Genomic DNA, 23,814 nt, shown 5'->3' on the forward strand with positions numbered 1-23,814 from the left:
AATCCCGACCGGCTACGTTCCGAAGCGGCCCTGGCCCACCTCTGCGGCGCCGCCCCGATCCCCGCCAGCAGCGGACGCATCGACCGGCACCGCCTCAACCGCGGCGGCGACCGAGCCGCGAACAACGCCCTGCACACGATCGTGCTCAGCCGGATGCGCTACGACCCCCGAACCCGCGCCTACGTTGAGAAACGCACCAAACAGGGCCTCGGCAAGAAAGAGATCATGCGGTGCCTCAAGCGATACGTCGTCCGCGAGGTCCACGCCGCCCTCCTCACCGACTTCACCGCCCTCAACACCCCTTGACATCCATAGGAGCATCGACGCTGGACATGCCGCTGGCCGGCACCCGTCGGGGTGCCGGCCAGCGTTCGTTCATGCGTCAGCTGTTCCAGTGCTGGGCAACCAGGTCGGCGGCCTGCTGCTCCCACTGCGCGTACGCGTCCGGGTAGGCCGAGACCTGCACCGTCTGGGCGGCGTCGGTCAGCGGCATGTCCTGCCACCCGTCGACCTGCTTCAGACCCTTCAGGAACGCCGTCGTGGAGTAGGCCGGGTCGGTGATCTGCTCCGGCGAACCCCAACCACTGGACGGGCGCTGCTGGAACAGACCCAGCGAGTCATGGTCGTTGCGGTCGCCGAGGTGGCCCAGATTCTCCAGCTTCGACTCCTGCAGGCTCGTGGCGATCGAGATGACCGCGGCCCGCTCCGGCAGACCGGCCTTCTTCGTGGCGGCGATGATCGCCTTGGCGTTGCCGGTCTGCTCGTCGTTCAGGTCAATCTTCGACTGCTTGCCCTGCACACCGTGCGGGATCAGCGCCTTCGCGTCCACGCCCGGCTTATCGGCCTGCACCGCCACCGCGACCGGGGAGGCGTGCACCGGCTCAGCGGCGTGAGCGGCAACCGGACCGGCGAACACACCACCGGTGAAAGCAAGACCAGCAATACCCAGCACACTCTTGGTCAGCATCTTGTTCATGACGAAGCTCCTTGGGGGTTTTGGCGCGCCACCCGAGGGGGATCAGGCGACGCGCAAGCACCGTCAGGCGCTCAACAAGCAGGGGAAAGTTCTTGGTGTCCGGCACGGCCACGGACCCAGCGGGGCTCGTCGTGGCGGCGGACCATGTGTAACGACCGCCGGCCCCACATCATTCCGGAGCCCAGGCCCGAGCCGTCAGGGCATCGGCGCTGGCAGCCGGGGGTGCTGCTGCGGTCGTACAGAGGGTGTAACGACCTCGCCTCGGCCGCCATTCCATCGCCGGGGTGCCGCCGGTCACCCGTGATCCGGACATCGGCCGCCAGACCACCCAAGCCGATGGCCCGGATCTCCCCCAGCGCGCCCGCACCGGTCGAGTGCGGCGGCCACCCGCCCTTCTCGTCGCCCGGCGCCAGGCCGCGCAGCGCGTTCATGTGCCCGGGGTCCGGATTCCGCCCCGCAGGCAGGCACCTATGCCGGGACCCGTCGGATCCGGTCCGGGCCCCGGTGAGTCGACAGGTGCGTAGCGGAAGGACCCCTGCTGGCCACCCGGCCGGGATGCGGGAGGGCCGGCCGGCCCCCGGTGGATCGGGAGCCGGCCGGCCCGGTGCTGTCAGTCGGTCACCCGCCCGTCACCACAGCTGGGCGACGATGTCCGCCGCCTGCTCCTCCCACTGCGCGTACGCGTAGGGGAAGGCGGAGACCTGGACGGTCTGCGCGGCCGTGGTCAGCGGCAGGTCCCGCCAACCGCCGATGTTCTTCAGCGCGCCGAAGAACGCCTTGGCCGAGTAGTCGGGGTCGGTGATCTGCTCGGGCGAGCCCCAACCGGACGACGGGCGCTGCTGGAACAGGCCCTGCGAGTCGTGGTCGTTGTACGCGCCGAGGTGGCCGAGGTTGTACAGCTTCGATTCCTGGAGCGAGGTGGCGACACCGATCACGGCGCCCCGCTCCCCCACACCGCTCTCCTTGGCCGCCTTCACGATGGCCCTGGCGTTGGCGAGCTGCGCGTCGTCGAGCGGGATGCGCGACTGCGCGCCCTCGACACCGTGCGGGATCAGCTTCTCCCGGTCGGGCCGGCCGGCCTTGGTCGGGACCTTGTCGCCGCCGGTGGTCAGCGCCGACTCGACAGTGGCGCCCCGCTTACCGGTGGCCAGTTCGATGGCCGCGGTGGCTCCGGCGTGCGGGCCGCTGGTGACGGGTGCGGCGACGGCGGTGGGGCCGAACGCGAGGCCGCCGAGGGCGGCGACGCCCGCGACGGTCAGCGCGGTCCTGCTGTTCGGGGTCTTCGCGACGGCGGTCTTCGCGATGGCGGGGAGCCATCGAGTGAAGTGCTGCTTCACGATGGTTGCCCTTTCGATCGTTACGACGCGCTCCGGGGTGAGCGCCCCTGGGGGAACTACCGGGCGGTACGGGTTTGCGGCCCGGCCGTACGGGGGAACCAACCTGCTTCGCGTATCCGTCATTCCGGAATTGCCCTCAGGAGCGGACGGCTGCGGTCCAGGTCACGCCGCGTACCGGGCAGCCGGGACCGGCCGCGCCCGAAGGTCGCAGCGGCGCTCCGCAGGGCGTGTCGGTGGCGGCGAGGCTCGGATCAGGCGTCGGTGCCGAAACCGTCCAGGGCGGCCCGTTCGTCGAGGTCGGTCAGCTCCTGAAAGACCGTGACGTGCAGCCCGGCGGGCGCGTCGAGGCGGGCGTTGAGCGACCGCCACGGGGTGACGGTCGGCGGGGCGACCTCGACCGCACCGCCGGCGACCAGGCGTTCGGTGACGGCGCGGGTGTCGTCCACCTCGAAGGCCACCCGGATCCGCGGCGCCACCTGCCGCCCCACCTCGACCTCGTCGATCAGCCGCTTCTGCGCCGGATTGGCGAGCTCCAGGGTGGCCCGGCCGGCCTCGAGGATCACCACGCGGGCGCCGTCCCCACCGGAGAAAGCGGCCTGCTCGGACAGACCCAGGACGTCGCGGAAGAACGCCACCGCAGCGTCGTGGTCCTCGGCCTCGACCACGAGGCGCAGCTGGCGTACGGTCGGGGGTCGGCCGGCATCGGTCACGGCCGCCGATCCTAGCGCCCCCGAGGCCGCCTGGCGGGCCGGTTCTGCCGGTCGGTGCCGAACGTTACAGTGGGGCGCGAACCGCGAAAGGCGGAAGACGGTGACGGCAAGCTCGGTGGTCGACCAGCTCCAGCTGGGCGACCACATCTGTTGGGCGTACGACGACGAGGCCGACGGCCTGGATGCCGCCGTCACCTTCGTCGCCACCGGCCTGCGACTCGGCCAGAAGGTCATCTGCTACACCGACACGGTCACCCCGGCAGGCATGCGACAGCGGCTGGAGACGGCCGGTGTGCCCACGGAGAGCGCGCTGGCCACCGGGGCGCTGCGGGTCGTCCCGGCGACGGAGAGCTACCTGCCCGACGGCCCGTTCCTGGGCGACGCGATGATCGCCGGGCTGGCGGACGAGATCGACCGGGCGGAGCGGGAGAACCACCCCGGACTGCGGCTGGTCGGGGACATGGCCTGGGTGCGGCGGACAGGCGTGGGCGTGGCCGAGCTGAGCCGGTACGAGGCCGGCCTCAACCAGCTCTTCCTGGACGGCCGGGCGGTCGGCATGTGCCTCTACGACCGACGGCTCTTCCCGCCGGCGCAGATGCGGGCCGTCGTCGCCGCCCACCCGGGCAGCGCCGGGCCGCACGTCGGGCGCACCTGGCGGCCCATGCTGCGGGCGTACCGGACCGTCGAGCCGGCCGGTCTGCGACTGGTGGGGCAGGTCGACCGGAGCAACCGCAACGCGTTCCAGGCGGTCCTCGCCGAGCTGACCGGTGAGCGGCCGGGCGCGCGACCCGCGGTGCTCGACGTGTCGGAACTCAGCTTCGCCGACGTCGACGGCGCGCACACCCTGGCCGGGGTGCTCCGCGGAAGGCCGACCGAAGTGCGCCTCGTCGGTTGCCGGCCGACCCTGGTCCGCCTGCTCGACCTGGTCGCCGCCACCGAGGCGGGGAACCTCGCGGAGCGACCGGCATGAGCGCCCGCACGGCCGCCAATGGCCTGATCCACGAGGGACTTCTCTACACGAACACCACCGACCTGCTCGCCGGCACCGTCTCCTTCGTCGAGGATGGACTGCGCCGGGACGAGCCGGTCATGGTCGCCGCCCCCGCCCGGACCAGGGAACCGCTGCGGGCCGCGCTGGGCACGGCCGCCGACCGCGTGGGGTGGGCCGACATGACGCAGGCCGGCCGCAACCCCGGCCGGATCATCCCGTGGGTGTTGCAGGCCTTCGCCGACCGGCATCCCGAGCAACGGGTACGCATCATCGGCGAGCCGATCTGGGCGGGCCGGACCGCCCACGAGTACCGGGCCTGCGCCCAGCACGAGGCGATGATCAACGCAGCCTTCGCGGCCCGGCCGATGAGCATCCTCTGCCCGTACGACGCGGTCGGCCTCTCCGCGGGGGCGCTGGCCGAGGCGCGGTGCACGCACCCGGTGCTGGTGGACCGCGCCGGCCGGCGGCCCAGCGGCGGCTATGCGCCCGACGACGTGGTGGCCCGGCACAACCGGCCGCTGCCCGACCCGACCGGTCCGGTGGCCACCCTGGACTACCGGCTGGACACCCTGGCCCAGGTACGCCGCTTCGTCACCGGGCACGCGGCCGGCGCCGGGCTGGACCCGGACCGCACCGACGACCTGCTGATCGCGGTCACCGAGCTGGCGGCCAACAGCGTCGCCCACGGCGGCGGGTCCGGCGGGCTGCGGGTCTGGTCCACCGACGAGCACCTGGTCTGCGAGATCCGGGACGCCGGCCGGCTCACCGATCCCCTCGCCGGACGGCTGGCCCCCGGACACGACGGTGTCGGCGGGCGGGGCCTGGTCATCGTGCACGCCCTCTGTGACCTGGTGCTGGTGCACACCGCACCGGCCGGCACCACCGTGCGGCTGCACGTGCGGCTCGGGACGGCCGTCGGGTGACCGCGGACGGGTACGCGCTGCGCCCGGTCGGCCGGGTGGAGTCGCCGCTGACCGACCCCGAGCTGGCGCCGAGACAGGGCGACGAGGGCGCCCCACCCGCGTGGCTGGTCTTTGCCGACCCGTACGCCCCGGCGCTGCGCGACCTGCGGCCGGGCGCCGACGTGCTGGTGCTGACCTGGCTGGACCGGGCCCGCCGCGACGTGCTGGCGGTGCACCCGCGCGGTGACCGTACCCGCCCGCTGACCGGGGTGTTCGCCACCCGCTCCCCGCACCGGCCCAACCCGATCGGGCTGCACCGGGTGCGGGTGCTGGCGGTCGACGGCGTGCGGGTCCGGGTCGCGGACCTCGAGGCGCTGGACGGGACGCCGGTGCTCGACGTCAAGCCGGTCCTCGACGGCGAGCGCTGACGCCGGCTCAGTGCCCCCGGGCGATCCACTCGTCGAGGTGCGGGGCCTCCGCGCCGATGGTGGTGTCGTCGCCGTGTCCGGTGTGGACCACCGTCTGCGGGGGCAGGGTGAGCAGCCGGGTCCGGATCGACTCCACGATGGTGTCGAAGTCGCTGTACGAGCGGCCGGTGGCGCCCGGCCCACCGGCGAAGAGGGTGTCGCCGGTGAACACCGCCGCCAGGTCGGCCGCGTACAGGCTGCACGCGCCGGGGCTGTGGCCGGGGGTGTGCAGCACCCGCAGGGTCGTCCCGGCGACGTCGACGGCCTGCCCGTCGGCCAGCTCCCCGTCCGGCGGGGTGTCCGGGTGGACCAGGTCCCAGAGCACCCGGTCGGCGGGGTGCAGCAGCACCGGGGCGCCGGTGGCTCGGGCCAGCTCCGGCGCGACGCGTACGTGGTCGTCGTGGGCGTGGGTGGCCAGGACGGCGACCACCCGGCGGCCGCCGACGGCGCGCAGGATGGCCGACACGTCGTGCGGCGCGTCGAGCACCACGCACTCGGTGTCGTCGCCGACCACCCAGACGTTGTTGTCGACGTCGAAGGTCTGCCCGTCGAGGGAGAAGGTGCCGGAGGTGACGGCGTGGTCGACGCGGGCGGTCACGGGAAGACCACCACCGAACGCAGCACGTCCCCCTGGTGCATCCGGGTGAACGCCTCCTCCACCTGGTCCAGGGCGATCTCCTCGGTGACGAAGGCGTCCAGGTCGAGGCGACCCTGCCGGTAGAGCTCGGTGAGCATCGGGAAGTCGCGGCTGGGCAGGCAGTCGCCGTACCAGCTGGACCTGAGCGCGCCGCCACGGCCGAAGACGTCCAGCAGCGGCAGGTCGATCGTCATCTGCGGGGTGGGTACGCCGACCAGCACGACGGTGCCGGCCAGGTCCCGGGCGTAGAAGGCCTGCTTCCAGGTCTCCGGGCGACCGACCGCGTCGATGACCACGTCGGCGCCGAACCCGCCGGTGGCGGCGCGGATCGCCTCGACCGGGTCGTCCTCGGAGGCGTTGACGGTGTGGGTGGCGCCGAACTTCCGCGCCCAGTCGAGCTTCCGGGAGTCGGTGTCCACGGCGATGATGGTGGTCGCGCCGGCCAGGGCCGCGCCGGCCACCGCCGCGTCGCCGACCCCACCGCAGCCGATCACCGCGACCGAGTCGCCCCGGGTGACCTGGCCGGTGTTCATGGCCGCGCCCAGGCCGGCCATCACGCCGCAGCCGAGCAGGCCCACGGCGGCCGGTCGGGCCGACGCGTCGACCTTGGTGCACTGACCGGCGTGCACCAGCGTCTTCTCCGCGAACGCGCCGATGCCCAACGCCGGGGTCAGCTCGGTGCCGTCGGTGAGGGTCATCTTCTGGGTGGCGTTGTGGGTGGCGAAGCAGTACCACGGTCGGCCGCGCCGGCAGGCCCGGCACTGGCCGCAGACGGCCCGCCAGTTGAGCACCACGAAGTCGCCGGGGGCGACGTCGGTGACCCCGGCACCGACCTGCTCGACGACGCCGGCGGCCTCGTGGCCGAGCAGGAACGGGTAGTCGTCGTTGATGCCGCCCTCGCGGTAGTGCAGGTCGGTGTGGCAGACCCCGCAGGACTGGACGCGGACCACCGCCTCGCCCGGCCCCGGGTCGGGCACCACGATGGTGGTGACCTCCACCGGCGCGCCCTTGCGCCGCGAGACGACTCCCCGGACTTCCTGGCTCACCGTGCCTCCTTGGTCGGGACTGCTCTCCCCGCGAACCTACCGCCCGGGCGCCGGCCACGGCACGCTCCGGTGGTTAGCCCGGCCGTCGCCGGGTAGGCGGGGGCACCTTTCCGGTAGCGACGGGAGTGATCATGAGGTTGACGCATGCGCCGCTGCGGGTCGTCATCGGCGCGTTCATCCTGAATTCCGGGCTCGGCAAACGGACACTGGAGGGTGAGGCCGCCGCCGGGATGCACGGCATGGCCGTCGGCGCCATCCCGCAGCTCGGGGAGCTGGAGCCGGACCGGTTCGCGAAGCTGCTCTCCCGGGCCGAGATCGCCCTCGGTGCGGCGCTGCTCGCCCCGTTCGTGCCGTCGGCGCTGGCCGGACTCGGGCTCGCCGGCTTCGGCGCCGGCCTGGTCCAGCTCTACCTGAAGACGCCGGGGCTGCGCGAGCCGAACAGCCTGCGGCCGACCCAGGCGGGCATCCCGATCGCCAAGGACTCCTGGCTGGTCGCCGCCGGCCTCACCCTGGTGCTGGACTCGTTCACCCACCGCCGCCGGCGCCGCTGAGACACACCGGCCCGGCGGCGCCGCGCCGAGCCGCCACCCGGCGCGGCGCAGCGGCCACCGCCTCCGCCCGGGCGGGGGTCAGCCGTTCACCGGGGCGGGCACCGGGACGGTGGAGCGTTCGGCGGCGACCCGGCGGCGGGCGGCCCGGCGGTAGCGCAGCACCTGCACCGCGCCCAACGCCCAGAGCAGGTACTGCACGGCGAAGGCCGCGCGGAAGGCGTCCAGCGACGGCGCCGGCCGACCGGCCGGGGTGGCGAGGTCGAGCAGCACCCCGACGGCGAGCACCACCGTGATCGAGGCGACGAAGCCGCCCACGTTGACGATGCCGGTGGCGCTGCCGATGCGGTGGGTGGGGTTGAACGTGCGGGCGTAGTCGAAGCCGATCACCGAGCCGGGGCCGTTGACCGCGAGGACCAGCACCAGCGCCACCAGCAGCCAGGCCGGCGCACGACCGGGCCAGGCCAGCACGACGGTCCAGACCGCCGCCGTCGCGCCGGTCACCGCGAGCACCAGCGCCGAGCGGTGGAACGGGTGCCGGGCGCAGAGGTGGGCGATGACCGGGCCGGCCACCAGGCTGCCCAGGGTCATCAGGGTCAGCAGCGAGGCCGCCGCGGTGGGCGCCAGCCCCTGCCCCTGCACCAGGAACGGATAGCCCCAGAGCAGCGCGAAGACGGTGCCGGAGAACTGGGTGACGAAGTGCGTCCACAGGCCGAGCCGGGTGCCGGGATGCCCCCAGGCGGCGGCGAGCTGCCGGCGTACGGTGGCCAGGTCGGGGGCGACGGCGGCGGCGTGCTCGCGGTGCGGGGTGTCGCGGACCACGACGAGCACCACCAGCAGGACGGTGGCCCCGAGCGCCGCCGCGGTCAGGAACGCCGGGGTCCAGCCGGCCCGGTGCAGCAGGGCCACCAGGGGTACGGCGCCGAGCACCGCCCCGAGCTGGCCGAAGGTCCCGGTCAGCTGCACCAGCAGCGGGTTGCGCCGGCCGGGGAACCAGAACGCCACGATGCGCAGCACGCTGATGAAGGTCATCGCGTCGCCCAGGCCGACCAGCACCCGGGCGGCGACCGCCAGGGGCACGTCGCCGGCGAGGGCGAAGCAGAGCTGCCCGGCGACCATCAGCGCTCCGCCGGCCAGCAGCAGCCGGCGCGAGCCGTACCGGTCCAGCAGCACTCCCACCGGCACCTGCATGGCGGCGTAGACGGCCAGCTGGGCGACGGAGAAGGTGGCCAGCGCGGAGGCGTTGATCCCGAACCGGTCGGCGGCGTCGACCCCGGTGACGCCGAGCGAGCTGCGGTGGAACACCGCCGCCACGTACGCGCTGAGCGCCACCGCCCAGACCAGCCAGGGCGAGCGGCCGCGGGTCGTGGTCGGGGCGCTCACCGCAGGGTCCGCAGCACGGCGGCGGCGTTGTCGATGTGCCCGGCGACGGCGGCCAGCCAGGGCTGCGGGTCGTCGCCGTCGAGGGCGGCGAGCTGCGCGGCGTGTTCGGTCAGCGCCACCTCGGCCCAGCCGGGCGAGAGCCGGAAGGTCGCCTCCCCCATCCGCAGCTGCCGGTCGCGCAGCCGGTGGTACAGCTCGGCGAGGATCTCGTTGCCGGCGGCCTCGACGACGGTGGCGTGGAACGCGCGGTCGGCGGCCATCAGGGCCCGGACGTCGCCCGCCGCGTGGGCGGTGCGCATCTCGGCCAGCCACCGGGTCAGGTCGGGGCGGAGCGCGGCGCGCCCGGGCCAGACGCGTTCGGCGGCGTGCAGCTCGACCAGCCGGCGGGCCTCGATCACGTCGGCGATCTCCCGGGCCGACACGGGCCGGATCAGCGCGCCGCGCTTCGGGTAGAGGGCGACCAGCCCCTCGGCCTCCAGGCGGAGCAGCGCCTCCCGGACGGGGGTGCGGGACACCCCGGCGGCCTCGGCGATCTCGCCCTCGCTGACCAGCGAACCGCCCGGGTACACCTGCTCCAGGATCGACCGTTTGAGGTGCCGGTACGCCCGCTCGGCGGCCGACGGGACGGTCGGGCGCGCCGCCGCGGGGCTGGGATGCGTCATGTATCTATGATGCGTCCCAGCGGGGTGGCGCCACAGCCGACCGCCGTCGGGGTGGCCGCCGTCTCAGTCCGGGATCATCCGGCCGGCCGGTCGCGGCGTGAGATCGCCGCCGGCGGGTACCAGGGCGGCCATGACGACCGACGTGACCGTGGTGGTGGCCACCCGCAACCGGCGGCACCAACTGCTGGAGACCCTCGCCCGGCACGCCGCGCCGGTGATCGTGGTGGACAACGGCTCAACCGACGGCACCCCGGCGGCCGTCCGCGCGGCGTTCCCCGACATCCGGGTCATCGAGCTGGGCCGCAACGCCGGCGCCGGAGCGGCCCGCAACGCCGGGGTGGGCGCCGCCGACACCCCCTTCGTGGCGTTCGCCGACGACGACTCGTACTGGGCGCCCGGCGCGTTGGAGCGGGCCGTCGCCCTGCTGCACGCCCACCCCGGCACCGCTCTGCTGGCCGCCCGGGTGCTGGTCGGGCCGGAGCGACGGCTCGACCCGATCTGCCCGGCGATGGCGGCGGCGCCGCTCGGCACCGCCCCGGGGGCGCCCGGCCCCACCGTGCTGGGCTTCCTCGGCTGCGCCGTGGTGCTGCGCCGCGAGGCGTACCGGCGGGTGGGCGGGTTCACCGAGCGGCTCGGCACGTACGGCGAGGAGGCGCTGCTGGCGATGGACCTGGCCGCCGCCGGCTGGAACCTGGCGTACGTGCCGGAGCTGGTGGCCCACCACCTGCCGCAGCCCGACGGCCGGGACCCGGGCGCCCGGACGCGCGTCGAGGCGCGCAACCGGCTGCTGACCGCCGCGTTGCGGCGCCCCGGCCGGGTGGTCCTCGGTGAGGTGGTCCGGGCCTGGCGGGCGCCGCGGCAACGGGCCGCGCTGGTCGACGTGGCGCGCGAGCTGGGTTGGGCGCTGCGGCACCGACGCCCGCTGCCGTCCGATGTGGAGCGGGATCTCGCCGTGCTGGAGCACGACGGCGGAGGTCGGCCGGATCACATCGCGGACACGCCGACCGCACCGGGACGCACGGCGGTCGCAGCCGGCAGAATCGACGGATGACTGCTCGCCGGTGGCTGCTCGCCGACCAGCTCGGCCCGCACTTCCTCGACGACGACCGGCAGCCGGTGCTGCTGATCGAGACCCGGGAGCTGCTCGGCCGCCGGCCGACCCACCGGCAGAAGGCGCACCTGCTCCTCTCCGCCCTGCGCCACCGGGCCGCCGAGCTGGGCGACCGGGCCCTGCTGGTCCGCGCCGACACCTACCGCGAGGCGCTGGCCCGGGTGGACGGTCCGGTGGAGGTCTGCCACCCGACCTCGCGGACGACGCTGGAGATCGCCCACTCGGCCGACGCGGTGACGGTGCTGCCACCCCGGGGTTTCGTCACCGACCGGGCCGAGTTCGCCGCGTGGGCCGACCAGCCCCGGCGAGGGCCGCTGCGGATGGAGGAGTGGTACCGGCACGCCTGCCGCCGGCACCGGGTGCTGACCGACGGTCCGGCGGAGCCGGCCCGGGCGCGGCGCGCCGCCGCGCCCGCCCGCGCCACCGCGCTGGAGGTGCCACCGCCGCCGCCGGTGGTCGAGGACGAGATCGACGCGCAGGTGCGCCGCGACCTGGACCGCTGGGCCGCCGAGGGCGTCCGCTTCGTGGGCCGGGACGGGCCCCGCCAGCATCCGGCCACCCACGCCGAGGCCACGGCCCGGCTGCGGCACTTCCTGCGCCACCGGCTGCCCGAGTACGGCCGGTTCGAGGAGGTGATGAGCGCCGGTGATCCGCTGCTGGCGCACAGCGTGCTCTCCTCCTCGTTCAACCTCGGCCTGCTCGACCCGGAGCCGGCCGTACGGGCCGCCGAGCGGGCCTGGCGCACCGGCCGGGTGCCGCTGGCCGCGGTGGCCCCGTTCGTGCGGCAGCTCTTCGGCTGGCGGGAGTTCCTCTGGCAGCTCTACTGGTACTTCGCGCCGCAGTTCCGCGGCCAGGACTGGCTGGCCGCCGGCGAGTCGCTGCCGGACTGGTTCGTCGAGCTGGACGCCGACGCGGTGGAGGCGCGCTGCCTGTCGCACGTGCTGGCCGGGGTGCGGGACCGGGCCTGGGCGCACCACCCGCAGCGGCTGCTGGTGCTCGGCAACTACGCCCTGCAACGGGGCTGGCGCCCCACCGAGCTGGTCGAGTGGTTCCGGAACTCCTTCGTCGACGGCGCCGACTGGGTGATGAACACGACCGTGGTCGGGATGAGCCAGTACGCCGACCTGGCCCGGGTGGACACCCGCCCGTACGCGGTGGACGGCAGCTACATCGACGAGCTCAGCGACTACTGCGCCGGCTGCCGCTACCAGCCGCAGCGGGTGCTCGGCGACCTGGCCTGCCCGTACACCGGGGGGTTCGAGGCGTTCCTGCACCGCAACCGGGTGCGCCTCGCCGGGGATCCGCGGCTCGCCGCCGAGCTGGCCGACCGCGACGACCCGGAGCGGCGCGACGCGGTGCTGGCCCAGGAGGAGAAGCGCGGCAGCAGCCCGCCCTGACCCGGTTCAGTCCACCGTGGCAACCGGGTCGGCGGGCTCCAGGCGGGCGGTGGACCGGCTGGCCGGGCCGCCCGCCGCGCGGTTGAGCCCGACGGCCAGCAGCCGCCCGTACGACGCGGGGGCCACCCGGGCCAGCAGGTCGGGCAGCTTGGCCGACCAGCCGATCAGGACCCGGCCGCGCCGGCGTCGCACCCCGCGCAGGATCACCTCGGCGGCCTTCGCCGGCGGGATGGAGAGCAGCTTCTCGAACTGCCGGCGGCCCTCCTCGTACTCCTGCACCGACACGCCGCTACCGACCCGGGCGCTGGAGGCGATCCGGGTGGCGATGCCGCCGGGGTGCACGGAGGTGACGCCGACGCCCTCGTCGACCAGCTCGTGCCGCAGCGCCTCGGTGAAGCCGCGCACCGCGAACTTGCTCGCCGAGTAGGCGGCCTGCCCGGCGGGGGCGATCAGCCCGAACAGGCTGGAGACGTTGACCAGGTGGGCGCCGGGCTCGGCCTTGAGCGCGGGCAGCAGGGCGTGGGTCAGCCGGACCACGGCCCGGAAGTTGATGTCGATCACCCAGTTGAACTCCTCCAGGGTGACCTGGTCGAAGCGGCCGCCCAGCGCCACCCCGGCGTTGTTGACCAGCAGCCGGATCCGTGGGTGCGCGGCACGGACGGTCGCGGCGACCCGGTCGGTGGCGTCCGGGTCGGCCAGGTCGACCACGTGGGTGTCGACCGCGCGGCCGGCGTGCGCGGCGCGGATGGCGGCGGCCACCGCGTCGAGTCGGTCGGCGTCCCGGTCGAGCAGGACCAGGTCGGCGCCGCGGCGGGCCAGCCCGTGGGCCAGCGCCTCGCCGATGCCGCTGGCGGCGCCGGTGACCACGGCGGTTCCGCCGAGAAAGACGAAGTCACGCATCGGTACGGCTCCTTTCCGCCAGCGGTGCGCCGTCAGGCGACCGGGGTGGCGGGGGTGGTCGGGGCGGTGGCGCGGGAGAAGCGGACGCCTTCGTCGGTGAGCCGGCCGTGCCGCATCAGCAGCACGTCGCGGGGGTAGTTCTGGTGCAGCCGCCACGGCGCGGCCGGCCCCTGCTTGGGCAGCTGGTCCACGGCGCGCAGCACGTACCCCGACTTCAGGTCGATGATCGGCTCGAGGTCGGCGGTGTCCGGGGCGAGCGGGGTGACGATCTGCTGCCCGGTGGCGTCCAGGTGGCGCAGCAGCCGGCAGACGTAGGTGGCGACCAGGTCGGCCTTGAGCGTCCAGGAGGCGTTGGTGTAGCCGATGGTCATGGCGAAGTTCGGCACGCCGGAGAGCATCATGCCCTTGTAGGCCACGGTGTCGGCCAGGTCGACGTCGGCGCCGTCGACCGACAGGGTCATCCCGCCGAAGGCGAGCAGGTTGAGCCCGGTGGCGGTGACCACGACGTCGGCGGGCAGCTCCTCGCCGGAGGCGAGCCGCAGCCCATGCTCGGTGAAGGTGTCGATGGTGTCGGTGACCACCGCCGCCCGGCCCGATTTCACGGCGGCGAACAGGTCGCCGTCGGGAACCACGCAGAGCCGCTGGTCCCACGGGTCGTAGCGGGGTGAGAAGTGCCGGTCGACGTCGTACCCGACGGGCAGCTTGCCCTTGGCGGCCCGGCGCAGCAGCGCCTTGACCACGCCGGGGGCGCGCCGGCTGAGCTGGAAGTTCGCCACCCCGAGCAGGACGTTCTTCCAGCGGACGATGGGATACGCGGCCTTCGCCGGCAGCCGGCGCCGCAGCGCGTCGGCGAGCGGGTCGCGCGAGGGCAGCGAGATGACGTACGTCGGTGAGCGCTGGAGCATGGTGACGTGGGCGGCCTGCCGGGCCATCGCCGGGACCAGGGTGACCGCGGTGGCGCCGCTGCCGATCACCACCACCCGCTTGCCGGTGTGATCCAGGTCGGCGGGCCAGTGCTGCGGGTGCACCAGCCGGCCGGTGTAGCGCTCGACGCCCGGCAGCTGCGGGGTGTAGCCCTCGTCGTAGCGGTAGTAGCCGGAGCAGGTGAAGAGGAAGTCGCAGGTGAGGACCACGTCCTCGGCGGTGTCGGCGCGGTGGGCGTGCACCGTCCAGCGGGCGGTGCCGCTGTCCCACTCGGCGCGGACCACCTTGTGGTGGAAGCGGATGTGCTCGTCGACGCCGTACTCCCGGGCCGTGTCGTTGACGTAGTCCCGGATGGAGTCGCCGTCGGCGATGGCCTTGGCGGCGGTCCACGGCTTGAACGAGTAGCCGAGGGTGTACATGTCGGAGTCCGAGCGGATCCCCGGGTAGCGGAACAGGTCCCAGGTGCCACCGATCGCGCCGCGCGCCTCGAGCACCGCGTAGGTCTTGTCGGGGCAGTTGCGGCGCAGGTGGACGGCGGCGCCGATGCCGGACAGCCCGGCACCGACGATCAGCACGTCGACGTGGTCGATGGCCATGGGGACAGTCAACACCCTGTCGACTCCGCTCGACAAGGTGTCGACCACGGGTAGGATCGAGCCCCATGACCGTCGCCCGTACGCCGACCGGGGCCGTCCCGCCGCGCGGCCGGCGGGCCGGACGCTCGGCCGGCGACGACCGGGAGGCGGCGATCCTGGCCACCGCCGAGCGGCTGCTGGAGCAGCGCTCCTTCGGCGACATCTCCATCGACGACCTGGCCCGCGGCGCGGGCATCTCCCGGCCGACGTTCTACTTCTACTTCCCGTCCAAGGACGCGGTGCTGCTGACCCTGCTGGACCGGGTCACCGCCGAGGCGGACAGCGCCGGCGGTGACGTGCTGGACCGGCTCGCCGAGGACCCCCGGGCCCGGTGGCGGGAGCTGATCGGCCGGTTCCACGCCACCTTCGGCGCCCACCGGGCGGTGGTGCTGGCCTGCGCGCAGGTGCGCGGCACCAACGCCGAGGTGCGCCGGCTCTGGGCCGACGTGCTGGAACGCTGGGTGCAGGCGGTCCAGCACGCGATCGAGGCGGAGCGGCGGCGCGGCGCGGCCCCGGGCGGCCTGCCCGCCCGGGACCTGTCGATCGCGTTGAACTCGATGAACGAGCGGGTCTGGTACGCCACCTTCGCCGACGACGGGCCCGCGGTGGCCGAGCGGGACGTCGTCGACGTGCTGCTCGACGTGTGGCTCACCGCGATCTACCGCGACACCGCTCCCCCGCCGGCCTGATCCTGGCCGGTCCGGGTGAAATCCATGATCCAGTTGGTCTCCCAGGTCCGTTCGCCGTCGGTGGAGAACGCCTGCTCCCAGCGGCACGACGTCGGCGTGATCGCCGACCAGAGGAACCGGCAGCGGACCGGCCGCCCCTCGTCGGTGTCGTCGGCGAGGAAGGTGCCGACGCCGTCGACGAACCGCCCGACCACCGGCGGCAGCTCCAGCGCTCCCCGGCTGCTGTTCATCCAGTAGATGGACCAGAGTCCCGTCGTGGGGTCGAGGAGCCGCACGGTGGAGCCGGCGAACCCGCGGGTCGGGAAGCGGATCTCGTCGAAGCTGCCGGCGCCGTCGAAGAACGAGCGCGCCACCGAGGTGCCGGGGAAGACGTCCCAGTCGTCGCTGCCGACGTGCCGCTTGCGCAGCCGCCGGTTGGTGACGTCCCAGCTGCCGACGAAGAAGTCGAAGTCGCCCCTCGGGCCGTTGGAGTCCGGCACGGCAAGGTCCTTGTCGTGAGTCATGCCGGCAGGCTAGGAGCGCTTCCCTGACAGCTACTGTCAGTGGATGCGGGCCAGTCGACTCCTCTCCGTCCTGCTGCTGCTCCAGGCGCACGGCCGGTTGACCGCCGCCGAGCTGGCGCAGCGGCTGGAGGTGTCGGTACGCACCGTCTACCGGGACGTGGAGGCGCTGCACTCGGCCGGCATCCCACTCTACGGCGAGGCCGGGCACGCCGGCGGCTACCGGCTGGTCGACGGCTGGCGGACCCGACTGACCGGCCTCACCGCCGAGGAGGCCGAACGGCTCGTCTTCGCCGGGCTGCCCGGGCCGGCCGCCGAGCTGGGCTACGACAGCGTCGTCGCCGAGGTGCAGCGCAAGCTGCACGCCGCGCTGCCCGGCCCGTACGCCGACCGGGCCGCGCAGGTGCGGCAACGCTTCCACCTCGACCCGGCCGGGTGGTACTCCGACGGGGACGCCTCGGCGCACCTGCCGGCAACCGCCGACGCGGTCTGGGGCCAGCGGCGGATCCGGGTCCGCTACCGCGGCTGGCGGGGCGAGGTCGTCCGGGTGCTCGAGCCGTACGGGCTGGTGCTCAAGGGCGGCCGCTGGTACGCCGTGGCGGCGCGCCCGGACCGGCCCGAGCCGGCCACCTACCGGGTCAACCAGGTCCTGGAGCTGACCACGCTGGACGAACGCTTCGACCGGCCCGCGGACTTCGACCTGCCGGGCTGGTGGCGGGCGCACGTGGTGGACTTCCGGTCCCGGCTGCACCGCGACGAGGCGACGATCCGGCTCTCGCCCCGGGGCCGGCAGCGGCTCGGTGAGATCGCCGGCGACCTGGTGGTCGCCGCGGTGGACGCCAGCGCCGGGCCGCCGGACGGATCCGGGTGGGTGGAGGCGGTCGTACCCATCGAGTCGCTGACCCACGCCCACGGTGAACTGCTGCGGCTCGGCGCGGAGGTGGAGGTCCTCTCCCCCGCCGCGCTGCGCGACCGGCTCGCGGCGACGGCCGCCGGACTGGCGGCGCTCTACGCCGCCGGCTGACAGTCAGCCCAGCTCGCGCAGGGCCGCCCCGAGGGTGGCCACGCCCCGCTCGATGTCGCCGGTGGCGTTGGCGGCGTAGCCGAGCACCAGGCCCGGCGGCTGGCGACGCTGCCCGTGCCAGGACAGCGGCTGCACCTTCACCCCGCGGCGCAGCGCAGCGGCGGCGAGCGCGGTGTCGGGCACGCCCCCAGCGAGGGTGACCATCAGGTGCAGGCCGGCGGCGGCGCCGTGCACCACGGCACCGGGCAGGTGGGCGCGGACGGCACGGATCATCGCGTCCCGGCGGCGGACGTGCCGGCGGCGCAGCAGCCGCAGGTGCCGCTCCAGCCCGCCGGACTCCATCAGCTCGGCGAGCACCAGCTGCGGCAGGGCCGCGTTGCCGAGGTCGGCGGTGCGCTTCGCGGCCACCAGCGCGGCCCGGTACGGCGGGGGCGCCAGCACCCAGCCGATCCGCAGCGCCGGGGCGAGCAGCTTGGAGACGCTGCCGGTGTAGCAGACCCGGTCGGGCAGCATGGCCCGCAGCGCCGGCACCGGCGGCCGGTCGTAGCGGTGCTCGGCGTCGTAGTCGTCCTCGATCACCAGGCCGCCCCGCTGCGCCCAGTCGATCAGCCGGCGCCGTCGGGCGCCGTCGAGGACCACCCCGGTCGGGAACTGGTGCGCGGGGGTGAGGATGACCGCCGGCGCCCCGGTCGCGGCCAGTTCGTCGACCCGCAGTCCGTCGGCGTCGACCGCGACCGGCGGGGTGGAGAGGCCCCAGTTGCGCAGGTGCTGGCGTACGCCCAGCGAGCCGGGGTCCTCCACGGCCACGGTGTGCACCCCGTCGGCGTGCAGCACCTGGGCGAGCAGGCCGAGCGCCTGGGAGACGCCGGCGACCACCACCACCTCGGCCGGGTCGACCCGGATGCCCCGGTTGCGGGCCAGCCAGGTGGCCACGGCGTGGCGCAGCGCGGGCGTGCCGGTCGGGTCGCCGTAGCCGAAGGCGGCCGGTTCGAGGCGGTGCAGCACCGACCGCTCGGCGCGTAGCCAGGCCGCGCGGGGAAACGCCGCCAGATCGGGCACGCCGGGGGTCAGGTCGATCTCGGCCGGGGCGGTACGCAGCGCGTCGAACACGTCGGTGCCGGGCCGGTGCGGGAACAGGTGGTCGCCGGCGTACGCCGGATCGGGCGCGAGGGCCGGCTCCGGTGGGTGCCCGCCGGCCGGCCCGGGGCGGGCCACCACGACGGTGCCGGCGCGACCCCGCCCCGTCACGTGCCCGTCCTCGGTGAGCCGCTGGTACGCCTCGGTCACCACTCCCCGGGAGACGCCGAGGTCGGCGGCGAGCACCCGGCTGGCCGGCAGCCGGGAGCCGACCGGCAGCTGGCCGCCGGCGATCGCCGCCCGCAGCCGCTGCGCCAGCCACTCGGCGCGGCCACCTCGGGGCGCCTGGCCCACGTCGAGCTGGAGGAAGTCCGAGCCGGCCGTTATGGACCGGTCGTCGGCCACCGCTTTGGCACTATCCATCGGACCATTGTGACTGCAGGGTGGAGTCCGTGAGCATCACGTTCCTGATCACCACCCTGGTGGTGGTGGCCACCCCGGGCACCGGGGTCATCTTCACGTTGTCCGCCGCGCTGTCCCACGGGCGTCGGGCCGGTCTGGTCGCCGCGTTCGGCTGCACGCTGGCGGCCGTGCCGCACGCCGCCCTCGCCCTCACCGGCCTCGCCGCGCTGCTGCAGACCGGCGGCCTGGCCTTCCTGCTGGTCAAGTACCTCGGTGTGGCCTACCTGCTCGGCCTGGCCTGGGCCATGCTGCGCGACCGCGGCGGTCTCGCGGCACCACGAAACACACCGCCGCGTACGGCGACCCGGGTGATCGTCTCCGCCGTACTGGTCAACCTGCTCAACCCGAAGCCGGCGCTGTTCTTCATCGCCTTCCTGCCACAGTTCGTGCCGGCCGACGCGTCGGGGGCGACGCCGCGCATGCTCGTGCTCAGCGGCGTGTTCGTGCTCTGCACCTGGCTGGTCTTCAGCGGATACGGCCTCTTCGCCGCCGCCGTACGCGGTCACCTGTTGACCCGGCCACGGGTCACCTACCGGCTGCGTCAGGTCTTCGCCGCCTCGTTCCTCGCCCTGGGCGTCAAGCTCGCCCTGACCACCGCCTAGGAGACCACCGTGCGCTTCCGACACTCCCGCCGGATCTGGGCGGCCTTTCCCGAGCTGACCTGCGGCGTCCTGCACAGCGGCGGGATCACCGCCGACGCCGACGTGGCCGCATGGCTCGAACCCCTCCTCGACGCCGCGCGGGGGCGGCTGGCCGACGGGCCGGAGAGCGGATTCCCCGAGATCCGGGCATGGCGCCGGACCTTCGCCGCGATGGGGCTACCACCGACCCGATACCGGTGCGCGGCGGAGTCGCTGCTGCGCCGCTACCGCCGGGAGGGCGTGCTGCCGCGGCTGCACCCGCTCGTCGACCTGTGCAATGCCGTCTCCCTGGCCCACGCCGTGCCGGTGGGAGTCTTCGACGTCGACCGGATCGACGGGGACCTGGAGGTGCGGCACGCCAGCGGCGACGAACGCTACCTGACCTTCGCCGGCGGGGAGGAGCACCCCGAACAGGGAGAGGTGATCTTCGCGGACTCCCCGGGACGGGCGCATGCCCGACGCTGGACCAACCGGCAGAGCGGATGGTCGGCAGTTCGCGAGGGCACCGGTGAGGTGCTGGTGGTGGTGGAGGCGATGCACCCTGGCGCCGACGTGTCCGCGGTGCTGGCGGAGCTGGAGTCCACGCTGGCGGCAGTGTGGTCGGTGGCCGCGCGGACGACGATGCTGACCGCCGCCGCGCCGACCTTCGAGGTGCCCACCGACCAGCCCTGCCCGCGTCGTCGGAGTCCCGGCCGGCATGGTGACGCCGGTGCTCCACCGGCCGACGGCTCAGGAGGGTTCGGGTGGGTCGATCCAGGACCAGGTGACGCCGTCGGCGGAGAGCCACGCCCCACGGCTGTCCGGCCAACCGGTCTGCACGTACCCGCCGGGCACCGGCCGGGCGTCCGCGCCCGGTCCGAGCGGAACGCTCCGTAGGCTCCGGCCGCCGTCGGTGCTGGCGAACATCATCGGCTGCTCCGCGGCCGAGATGCCGGCCTGGATCAGCAGGACGCCGTCGGGGCGCACCGTGGCGCGCAGGGTGCGGTTCGCCACGTCGGCGGTGGCGGTCGCCTGCCGCCAACTGGCGCCCCCGTCCGTGCTGCGCCAGATCACCAGCCTGCCGGTGACCCGGCCCACCGCGCGAGGTGGCCGGTGGCGGGGTCGACCGCGAGCAGCGGCTCCTGGCTCGGCCCGGGCTCGCGGTCCAGTACCCGCCAGTGGCAGCGCGGCCACGGTTCGGCTCGTTGGCGTCGAGCTGCCCGGCCAGGGCCCGCCGGGCGCGGACGAGACGGGTCTTGACGGCGTCGAGACGCGAGGGCCGTGAGGTCGGGCCGGGCCGTGCCGGTCAGGCGGTCTCGCCCGGGGCGAGGTAGCGGTACCGGTCGCCGAGGGTCTCGCCGAACCAGCCGTTGACGCTGGCCAGGCCGCGGTCGTTGAGCTGGGCGTCGTGGATCGGGACCACCCGCGCCGAGTCGACCGCCCGGGCGAAGTCGATCGCCTCGGTCAGCTTCAGCCAGGAGGCATGGGCCGGCACCAGCAGCGTCTCCACCGGCACGTCGGGCCGGTGCAGCGAGTCCCCCGGGTGATAGACGGCGTCCGCCACCAGATAGCCCAGGTTGGCGCAGTCCGGTTGCCCGTCGTGGATAACGGCGTGCCGGCCACCCACCGCGGTCACCTCGAAGCCGGCGGCGGTGAAGCGCTGGCCGACGCGGACCCGGGTCACCGGCAGGTCGGGCGCCGCCGGCAGCGTGGCGTCCTCGGGCAGGAAGACCGGCACGCCGAGGCCGGCCAGGCGCAGCACGTCGATGTGGTCGGCGTGCTCGTGGGTGACCAGCACCGCGTCCGCCCCGGCCAGGGCGTACGGCTCGCTCCAGGTGCCCGGGTCGACGACCAGCACCCGCCCGGCGTCCTCCAGGCGTACGCAGGCGTGGGTGAACTTGGTGATCCGCATCCGGGCACACTATCGCCCCGGTCGGCACCGGTGTGGACCGATGGGATCGACGTATCGACATCTGAAGGCAACCCGTCGGTAACATCTGCGCACCTCGGACACCCTCACCGAGGCCCACCGCCCCGGCGTACGGCCGTCGCCACACCGGCCGGGCCCGGCGCACGTCTCGACGTACACCGCGTCGAGCGACCCGATCCTGTTCGTGCACGGCTGGAACAGCAGCGCCAGCACCCGGAACACCATGATCAGCCGGTTCCGGGCCGACGGCTGGCCGAGCAGCCACCTGCGTGCCTTCTCCTACAACACCAGCCAGTCCAACGCCACCACCGTCCAACTGGTCGCCCAGGAGGTCGACAAGCTGCTGGGTGATCTACCCGGCGACCAGCACCGTGCTCTCCGGCGCCACCAACACCAACACCGCCTGCATCGGGCACACCAGCCTGCCGACCGACGCCACCGTCTACGGCCAGGTGCGGGACTTCGTCAACCCGTGACCGGCGTGGGGCCGCCCGTGGAGGACCGGAGCGGCACTCGCATCGGGTCCCGCCGGTCGATCCGGAACCGGCACGGCGACTCCTCGACCAGCTCCATGCGCCGCGGCTACCCGCCTGCCGACCCCTCCACACCCGGTTGAGTCCGCTCCACCCGGGTAGTGCCGCCTCATGCCACAGCGATACGACAGCTACCCGCGGATCGCGGTCGTCACCGGCGCCGACTCCGGCATCGGCAAGGCCTGCGCCGTCGCCCTCGCCGCCGACGGCTTCGACATCGGCATCACCTGGTACGGCGACCCGGACGGCGCCCGGCGCACCGCCGAGCAGGTCCGCGCCACCGGCCGGCGCTGCGAGACGGCGGAGACCGACCTGAGCCGGCTGCCCGCCGGCGCCGAGGTGATCGACGAGCTGGCCGACCGGCTCGGCGGGATCGGGGTGCTGGTCAACAACGCCGGCACCGGAGGCTCCACGCCGTTCCTGGACACCGGGTGGGAGCAGTGGCGCCGGGTGCTGTCGGTGGACCTGGACGGCCCGTTCCTCTGCGCCCAGCGCGCCGCGCGACGGATGCGCGCCGCGGGCCTCGGCGGGCGGATCGTCAACATCACCAGCGTCCACGAGCACGCGCCCCGGGTCGGGTCGGCGGCGTACTGCGCCGCGAAGGGCGGGCTCGGGCTGCTCACCAGGGTGATGGCGCAGGAGCTCGCCGCCGACGGGATCTGCGTCAACGCGGTCGCCCCCGGGGAGATCGCCACCCCGATGACCGGGCAGGAGGACGTGGACCCGTTCACCGAGGAACGTCCCGGCGTACCGGTCGGCCGGCCCGGCGACGCCCGCGAGGTGGCCGCCGTGGTGGCGCTGCTCGCCTCCCCCGCCGCCGCGTACGTCACCGGGGCGTCCTGGCCGGTCGACGGCGGCATGCTGCTGATGGGGCCGCAGGCCGGCTCGCACCTGAGCAGCGACGAGTGGCGTTCGGCCTGACCGCTACCGGTCGACGCGCTCGGCGACGGTGATGATCTCCGGGCTCGTGGCGGTCGGCGGGCTGCCGTCCCAGTCCCCGTGGCGGTCCCGCACCACCAGACCGGCCTCGGCGAGGAAGCCGTCCAGGGTCGGCGCGTCCAGGAAGCGCAGGCTGCTGCGGCTGATCCGCGGCGCCGGCCAGGCGGGACCGGTGAACGTGGTGGTGAAGGCGACCACCGGACCGTCCGCGCGGTCGACCCGGTGCGCGACGTCGACCGGGGCGCCGTCGGGGCCGGTCACCCGCACCCCGTGGACCGGCGTCCAGCGCTCCCACGGCCGGGCCGCGGGGTTGCGGGTCTCGAACGCGAACCGGCCACCGGGAACGAGGATCCGACGCACGGCCGCGAGACCGGCGCGTACCTGGTCGTCGGTGAGCAGCACCTGGAGGGCGTGCCCGGTCATCACCACCAGGTCGAACTCCCCCCACCACGGCGCACCGGCGAGGTCACCGAGGACCCACTCGACGTCGGTGCGGACCCGCGCCCGGTCCAGCATCGCCGCGGCCGGGTCGAGCCCGCACAGCCGCCCGGTGTGCCCGAGCTCGCGGGCCCGGCGCAGCAGCGCGCCGGTGCCGCAGCCCACGTCGAGCACCGCCCCGGCGTCACGCACCAGCCGCAGGTGGAAGTCGTCGCCCGGCCCCCACGGGTTCAACGCGTCGTAGAGGGCGGCCAGCGTCTCGTCGGCGTACGCCTCGTCGATCATCGGCCCAGGCTGCCGGCCCGTCCGGCCCGGCGCCAGGGGTTTACCCGCCGGCGTCAGGCGTTCAGCAGCGACGAGCGGTTGATGTGGAACAGTTGCCCGGCGAACGCGGCCAGCGCCGCGACCACCCCGACCAGGATCGCCGCCGCGGGGCCGAGGCCGGCCAGGCCGAGCAGCAGGGCCACCCCCGCTCCGATCAGCAGGGCGTTGACCGCGCCCACCATCGCCGCGGTGGTGAACAGCAGGTGGTAGCGGGACGGGCGGGTCCCGACCGCCGCCCAGCTGGCCCGGACCGGGTCGGTGATCGTCGCGTCGGCGAAGAAGTCGTACTCGCCGGCGTAGTGCTCGTGGTAGTACGCCCGGATCTTCTGGATCCGCCGCAGGTCCAGCGAGTTCTCCACCATCGTCTGCACCAGCCGGGCGAAGGTCAGCAGCCCGGTGATCACCAGGGTCGGCAGCACCGCCGCGAGGTAGGGCTTGACCAGCTGGTTGTTGCCGGAGACGAAACCCAGCCCGATCAGGGACGCGGAGAGCAGGGACAGGAACACCGTGGCCCGGCCCACCGACTCCGTGATGGTGGCACCCCGCGACGTCTGCAGCACGAAGTGCTCGGTGGTCAGGGCGGTGAGCAGCGCCTGTTCCCGCTCCTGGTCCGCCATGCCGCGACTCCCCCGCCCGTTGTGAGCTGGACCTC

General features: G+C 74.4%; 27 protein-coding genes. 13 read left to right on the forward strand and 14 right to left on the reverse strand.

What is annotated here, in order from left to right; genetic code table 11:
* Positions 1–306: transposase (locus GA0070564_RS07350; protein ID WP_141714716.1), on the forward strand; the 306-nt coding region annotated here is incomplete at its 5' end.
* A 76-nt stretch (positions 307–382) separates the two neighbouring features.
* On the opposite strand, the gene GA0070564_RS07355 is transcribed toward GA0070564_RS07350, so the two are convergent.
* From GA0070564_RS07355 to GA0070564_RS07365, 3 genes are all read right to left on the reverse strand, one after another.
* Positions 383–976, reverse strand: a complete 594-nt coding sequence (locus tag GA0070564_RS07355) for a hypothetical protein (protein WP_091604735.1) — start codon at positions 974–976, stop codon at positions 383–385.
* Positions 977–1,605: 629 nt separating this feature from the next.
* Positions 1,606–2,313, reverse strand: a complete 708-nt coding sequence (locus GA0070564_RS07360; RefSeq protein WP_091604738.1) for a hypothetical protein — start codon at positions 2,311–2,313, stop codon at positions 1,606–1,608.
* 251 nt (positions 2,314–2,564) lie between these two features.
* Positions 2,565–3,023: a VOC family protein gene (locus GA0070564_RS07365; protein ID WP_091604741.1), complete on the reverse strand. Its 459-nt coding sequence runs from the start codon at positions 3,021–3,023 to the stop codon at positions 2,565–2,567.
* Between the two features lie 100 nt (positions 3,024–3,123).
* On the opposite strand from GA0070564_RS07365, the gene GA0070564_RS07370 reads away from it, so the two are divergent.
* Genes GA0070564_RS07370 through tsaA form a run of 3 tightly spaced genes read left to right on the forward strand, consistent with a single transcriptional unit; the run spans position 3,124 to position 5,344 of the window.
* Positions 3,124–3,993 carry an MEDS domain-containing protein gene (locus GA0070564_RS07370; RefSeq protein WP_091604744.1) on the forward strand — a complete coding sequence of 290 codons (870 nt, stop codon included), beginning with the start codon at positions 3,124–3,126 and terminating at the stop codon, positions 3,991–3,993.
* Positions 3,990–4,937: a sensor histidine kinase gene (locus GA0070564_RS07375; protein WP_091604747.1), complete on the forward strand. Its 948-nt coding sequence runs from the start codon at positions 3,990–3,992 to the stop codon at positions 4,935–4,937. Before GA0070564_RS07370 ends, GA0070564_RS07375 begins: the two co-directional genes overlap by 4 nt.
* Positions 4,934–5,344: a tRNA (N6-threonylcarbamoyladenosine(37)-N6)-methyltransferase TrmO gene (gene tsaA, locus GA0070564_RS07380; protein ID WP_218104893.1), complete on the forward strand. Its 411-nt coding sequence runs from the start codon at positions 4,934–4,936 to the stop codon at positions 5,342–5,344. Before GA0070564_RS07375 ends, tsaA begins: the two co-directional genes overlap by 4 nt.
* 7 nt (positions 5,345–5,351) lie before the next feature.
* Here the strand turns inward: tsaA and GA0070564_RS07385 are convergent, their stop codons facing one another.
* Complete coding sequence (locus GA0070564_RS07385) at positions 5,352–5,981, reverse strand: MBL fold metallo-hydrolase (protein WP_091604750.1); 630 nt, start codon at positions 5,979–5,981, stop codon at positions 5,352–5,354.
* On the reverse strand, positions 5,978–7,066 hold the full coding sequence (locus tag GA0070564_RS07390; protein ID WP_091604753.1) for an S-(hydroxymethyl)mycothiol dehydrogenase: 1,089 nt from the start codon (positions 7,064–7,066) through the stop codon (positions 5,978–5,980). The genes GA0070564_RS07385 and GA0070564_RS07390 overlap by 4 nt, the downstream gene beginning before the upstream one ends.
* A 131-nt stretch (positions 7,067–7,197) precedes the next feature.
* Between GA0070564_RS07390 and GA0070564_RS07395 the strand changes: the two genes are divergently transcribed.
* A complete protein-coding gene (locus GA0070564_RS07395) occupies positions 7,198–7,617 on the forward strand; it encodes a hypothetical protein (RefSeq protein WP_091606876.1) in 420 nt (139 codons plus the stop codon).
* Between the two features lie 78 nt (positions 7,618–7,695).
* On the opposite strand, the gene GA0070564_RS07400 is transcribed toward GA0070564_RS07395, so the two are convergent.
* The gene (locus tag GA0070564_RS07400) at positions 7,696–8,997 is read right to left on the reverse strand and encodes an MFS transporter (RefSeq protein WP_245669855.1); all 1,302 of its coding nucleotides are present in this window, start codon (positions 8,995–8,997) and stop codon (positions 7,696–7,698) included.
* Positions 8,994–9,659 (reverse strand): GntR family transcriptional regulator, encoded by a 666-nt coding sequence (locus tag GA0070564_RS07405; protein WP_091604756.1) that lies wholly within the window; start codon positions 9,657–9,659, stop codon positions 8,994–8,996. The genes GA0070564_RS07400 and GA0070564_RS07405 overlap by 4 nt, the downstream gene beginning before the upstream one ends.
* Before the next feature lie 130 nt (positions 9,660–9,789).
* Between GA0070564_RS07405 and GA0070564_RS07410 the strand changes: the two genes are divergently transcribed.
* Together GA0070564_RS07410 and GA0070564_RS07415 are read left to right on the forward strand one after the other, a co-directional pair.
* Positions 9,790–10,710: a glycosyltransferase family 2 protein gene (locus tag GA0070564_RS07410; RefSeq protein ID WP_091604759.1), complete on the forward strand. Its 921-nt coding sequence runs from the start codon at positions 9,790–9,792 to the stop codon at positions 10,708–10,710.
* Positions 10,707–12,167 (forward strand): cryptochrome/photolyase family protein, encoded by a 1,461-nt coding sequence (locus tag GA0070564_RS07415; RefSeq protein ID WP_091604762.1) that lies wholly within the window; start codon positions 10,707–10,709, stop codon positions 12,165–12,167. The genes GA0070564_RS07410 and GA0070564_RS07415 overlap by 4 nt, the downstream gene beginning before the upstream one ends.
* A gap of 6 nt (positions 12,168–12,173) precedes the next feature.
* Here the strand turns inward: GA0070564_RS07415 and GA0070564_RS07420 are convergent, their stop codons facing one another.
* Together GA0070564_RS07420 and GA0070564_RS07425 are read right to left on the reverse strand one after the other, a co-directional pair.
* Positions 12,174–13,067 (reverse strand): SDR family NAD(P)-dependent oxidoreductase, encoded by an 894-nt coding sequence (locus tag GA0070564_RS07420; RefSeq protein WP_091604765.1) that lies wholly within the window; start codon positions 13,065–13,067, stop codon positions 12,174–12,176.
* A gap of 32 nt (positions 13,068–13,099) precedes the next feature.
* The gene (locus GA0070564_RS07425; RefSeq protein WP_091604767.1) at positions 13,100–14,587 is read right to left on the reverse strand and encodes a flavin-containing monooxygenase; all 1,488 of its coding nucleotides are present in this window, start codon (positions 14,585–14,587) and stop codon (positions 13,100–13,102) included.
* A gap of 65 nt (positions 14,588–14,652) precedes the next feature.
* On the opposite strand from GA0070564_RS07425, the gene GA0070564_RS07430 reads away from it, so the two are divergent.
* Positions 14,653–15,315: a TetR/AcrR family transcriptional regulator gene (locus tag GA0070564_RS07430; protein ID WP_091604770.1), complete on the forward strand. Its 663-nt coding sequence runs from the start codon at positions 14,653–14,655 to the stop codon at positions 15,313–15,315.
* Here GA0070564_RS07430 and GA0070564_RS07435 read toward each other — a convergent pair.
* The gene (locus GA0070564_RS07435) at positions 15,285–15,818 is read right to left on the reverse strand and encodes a hypothetical protein (protein ID WP_091604773.1); all 534 of its coding nucleotides are present in this window, start codon (positions 15,816–15,818) and stop codon (positions 15,285–15,287) included. The genes GA0070564_RS07430 and GA0070564_RS07435 overlap by 31 nt on opposite strands.
* A 43-nt stretch (positions 15,819–15,861) precedes the next feature.
* On the opposite strand from GA0070564_RS07435, the gene GA0070564_RS07440 reads away from it, so the two are divergent.
* Positions 15,862–16,839 (forward strand): helix-turn-helix transcriptional regulator, encoded by a 978-nt coding sequence (locus GA0070564_RS07440; protein WP_091604776.1) that lies wholly within the window; start codon positions 15,862–15,864, stop codon positions 16,837–16,839.
* 3 nt (positions 16,840–16,842) lie between these two features.
* On the opposite strand, the gene pdxR is transcribed toward GA0070564_RS07440, so the two are convergent.
* Positions 16,843–18,339 carry a MocR-like pyridoxine biosynthesis transcription factor PdxR gene (gene pdxR, locus GA0070564_RS07445; protein WP_091604778.1) on the reverse strand — a complete coding sequence of 499 codons (1,497 nt, stop codon included), beginning with the start codon at positions 18,337–18,339 and terminating at the stop codon, positions 16,843–16,845.
* 29 nt (positions 18,340–18,368) lie between these two features.
* Between pdxR and GA0070564_RS07450 the strand changes: the two genes are divergently transcribed.
* Together GA0070564_RS07450 and GA0070564_RS07455 are read left to right on the forward strand one after the other, a co-directional pair.
* Positions 18,369–18,980: a LysE family translocator gene (locus tag GA0070564_RS07450; protein ID WP_091606880.1), complete on the forward strand. Its 612-nt coding sequence runs from the start codon at positions 18,369–18,371 to the stop codon at positions 18,978–18,980.
* A gap of 9 nt (positions 18,981–18,989) precedes the next feature.
* Positions 18,990–19,895 (forward strand): B3/B4 domain-containing protein, encoded by a 906-nt coding sequence (locus GA0070564_RS07455; protein ID WP_091604781.1) that lies wholly within the window; start codon positions 18,990–18,992, stop codon positions 19,893–19,895.
* 409 nt (positions 19,896–20,304) lie between these two features.
* Here the strand turns inward: GA0070564_RS07455 and GA0070564_RS07460 are convergent, their stop codons facing one another.
* On the reverse strand, positions 20,305–20,910 hold the full coding sequence (locus tag GA0070564_RS07460) for an MBL fold metallo-hydrolase (RefSeq protein WP_091604784.1): 606 nt from the start codon (positions 20,908–20,910) through the stop codon (positions 20,305–20,307).
* Between the two features lie 365 nt (positions 20,911–21,275).
* Here GA0070564_RS07460 and GA0070564_RS30160 point away from each other — a divergent pair, with 365 nt between their 5' ends.
* Complete coding sequence (locus tag GA0070564_RS30160) at positions 21,276–21,404, forward strand: hypothetical protein (protein WP_281182116.1); 129 nt, start codon at positions 21,276–21,278, stop codon at positions 21,402–21,404.
* A 168-nt stretch (positions 21,405–21,572) separates the two neighbouring features.
* Positions 21,573–22,382 carry an SDR family oxidoreductase gene (locus GA0070564_RS07470; protein ID WP_091604787.1) on the forward strand — a complete coding sequence of 270 codons (810 nt, stop codon included), beginning with the start codon at positions 21,573–21,575 and terminating at the stop codon, positions 22,380–22,382.
* 3 nt (positions 22,383–22,385) lie between these two features.
* On the opposite strand, the gene GA0070564_RS07475 is transcribed toward GA0070564_RS07470, so the two are convergent.
* Both GA0070564_RS07475 and GA0070564_RS07480 read right to left on the reverse strand, forming a co-directional pair.
* On the reverse strand, positions 22,386–23,123 hold the full coding sequence (locus GA0070564_RS07475; protein WP_091604790.1) for a class I SAM-dependent methyltransferase: 738 nt from the start codon (positions 23,121–23,123) through the stop codon (positions 22,386–22,388).
* A gap of 53 nt (positions 23,124–23,176) precedes the next feature.
* Positions 23,177–23,779 (reverse strand): hypothetical protein, encoded by a 603-nt coding sequence (locus GA0070564_RS07480; RefSeq protein WP_091604792.1) that lies wholly within the window; start codon positions 23,777–23,779, stop codon positions 23,177–23,179.
* Positions 23,780–23,814 lie beyond the last annotated feature (35 nt).

The organism is Micromonospora mirobrigensis, assembly GCF_900091555.1.
GTDB lineage: Bacteria > Actinomycetota > Actinomycetes > Mycobacteriales > Micromonosporaceae > Micromonospora > Micromonospora mirobrigensis.

Bases quoted from the DNA above. Each gene is read 5' to 3' on its own strand.
- GA0070564_RS07355 (WP_091604735.1), bottom strand. From the start codon at position 976: ATGAACAAGATGCTGACCAAGAGTGTGCTGGGTATTGCTGGTCTTGCT.
- GA0070564_RS07375 (WP_091604747.1), top strand. From the start codon at position 3,990: ATGAGCGCCCGCACGGCCGCCAATGGCCTGATCCACGAGGGACTTCTC.
- GA0070564_RS07395 (WP_091606876.1), top strand. From the start codon at position 7,198: ATGAGGTTGACGCATGCGCCGCTGCGGGTCGTCATCGGCGCGTTCATC.
- GA0070564_RS07405 (WP_091604756.1), bottom strand. From the start codon at position 9,659: ATGACGCATCCCAGCCCCGCGGCGGCGCGCCCGACCGTCCCGTCGGCC.
- GA0070564_RS07410 (WP_091604759.1), top strand. From the start codon at position 9,790: ATGACGACCGACGTGACCGTGGTGGTGGCCACCCGCAACCGGCGGCAC.
- GA0070564_RS07415 (WP_091604762.1), top strand. From the start codon at position 10,707: ATGACTGCTCGCCGGTGGCTGCTCGCCGACCAGCTCGGCCCGCACTTC.
- GA0070564_RS07420 (WP_091604765.1), bottom strand. From the start codon at position 13,067: ATGCGTGACTTCGTCTTTCTCGGCGGAACCGCCGTGGTCACCGGCGCC.
- GA0070564_RS07425 (WP_091604767.1), bottom strand. From the start codon at position 14,587: ATGGCCATCGACCACGTCGACGTGCTGATCGTCGGTGCCGGGCTGTCC.
- GA0070564_RS07430 (WP_091604770.1), top strand. From the start codon at position 14,653: ATGACCGTCGCCCGTACGCCGACCGGGGCCGTCCCGCCGCGCGGCCGG.
- GA0070564_RS07435 (WP_091604773.1), bottom strand. From the start codon at position 15,818: ATGACTCACGACAAGGACCTTGCCGTGCCGGACTCCAACGGCCCGAGG.
- GA0070564_RS07440 (WP_091604776.1), top strand. From the start codon at position 15,862: ATGCGGGCCAGTCGACTCCTCTCCGTCCTGCTGCTGCTCCAGGCGCAC.
- pdxR (WP_091604778.1), bottom strand. From the start codon at position 18,339: ATGGATAGTGCCAAAGCGGTGGCCGACGACCGGTCCATAACGGCCGGC.
- GA0070564_RS07460 (WP_091604784.1), bottom strand. From the start codon at position 20,910: ATGCGGATCACCAAGTTCACCCACGCCTGCGTACGCCTGGAGGACGCC.
- GA0070564_RS07470 (WP_091604787.1), top strand. From the start codon at position 21,573: ATGCCACAGCGATACGACAGCTACCCGCGGATCGCGGTCGTCACCGGC.
- GA0070564_RS07475 (WP_091604790.1), bottom strand. From the start codon at position 23,123: ATGATCGACGAGGCGTACGCCGACGAGACGCTGGCCGCCCTCTACGAC.
- GA0070564_RS07480 (WP_091604792.1), bottom strand. From the start codon at position 23,779: ATGGCGGACCAGGAGCGGGAACAGGCGCTGCTCACCGCCCTGACCACC.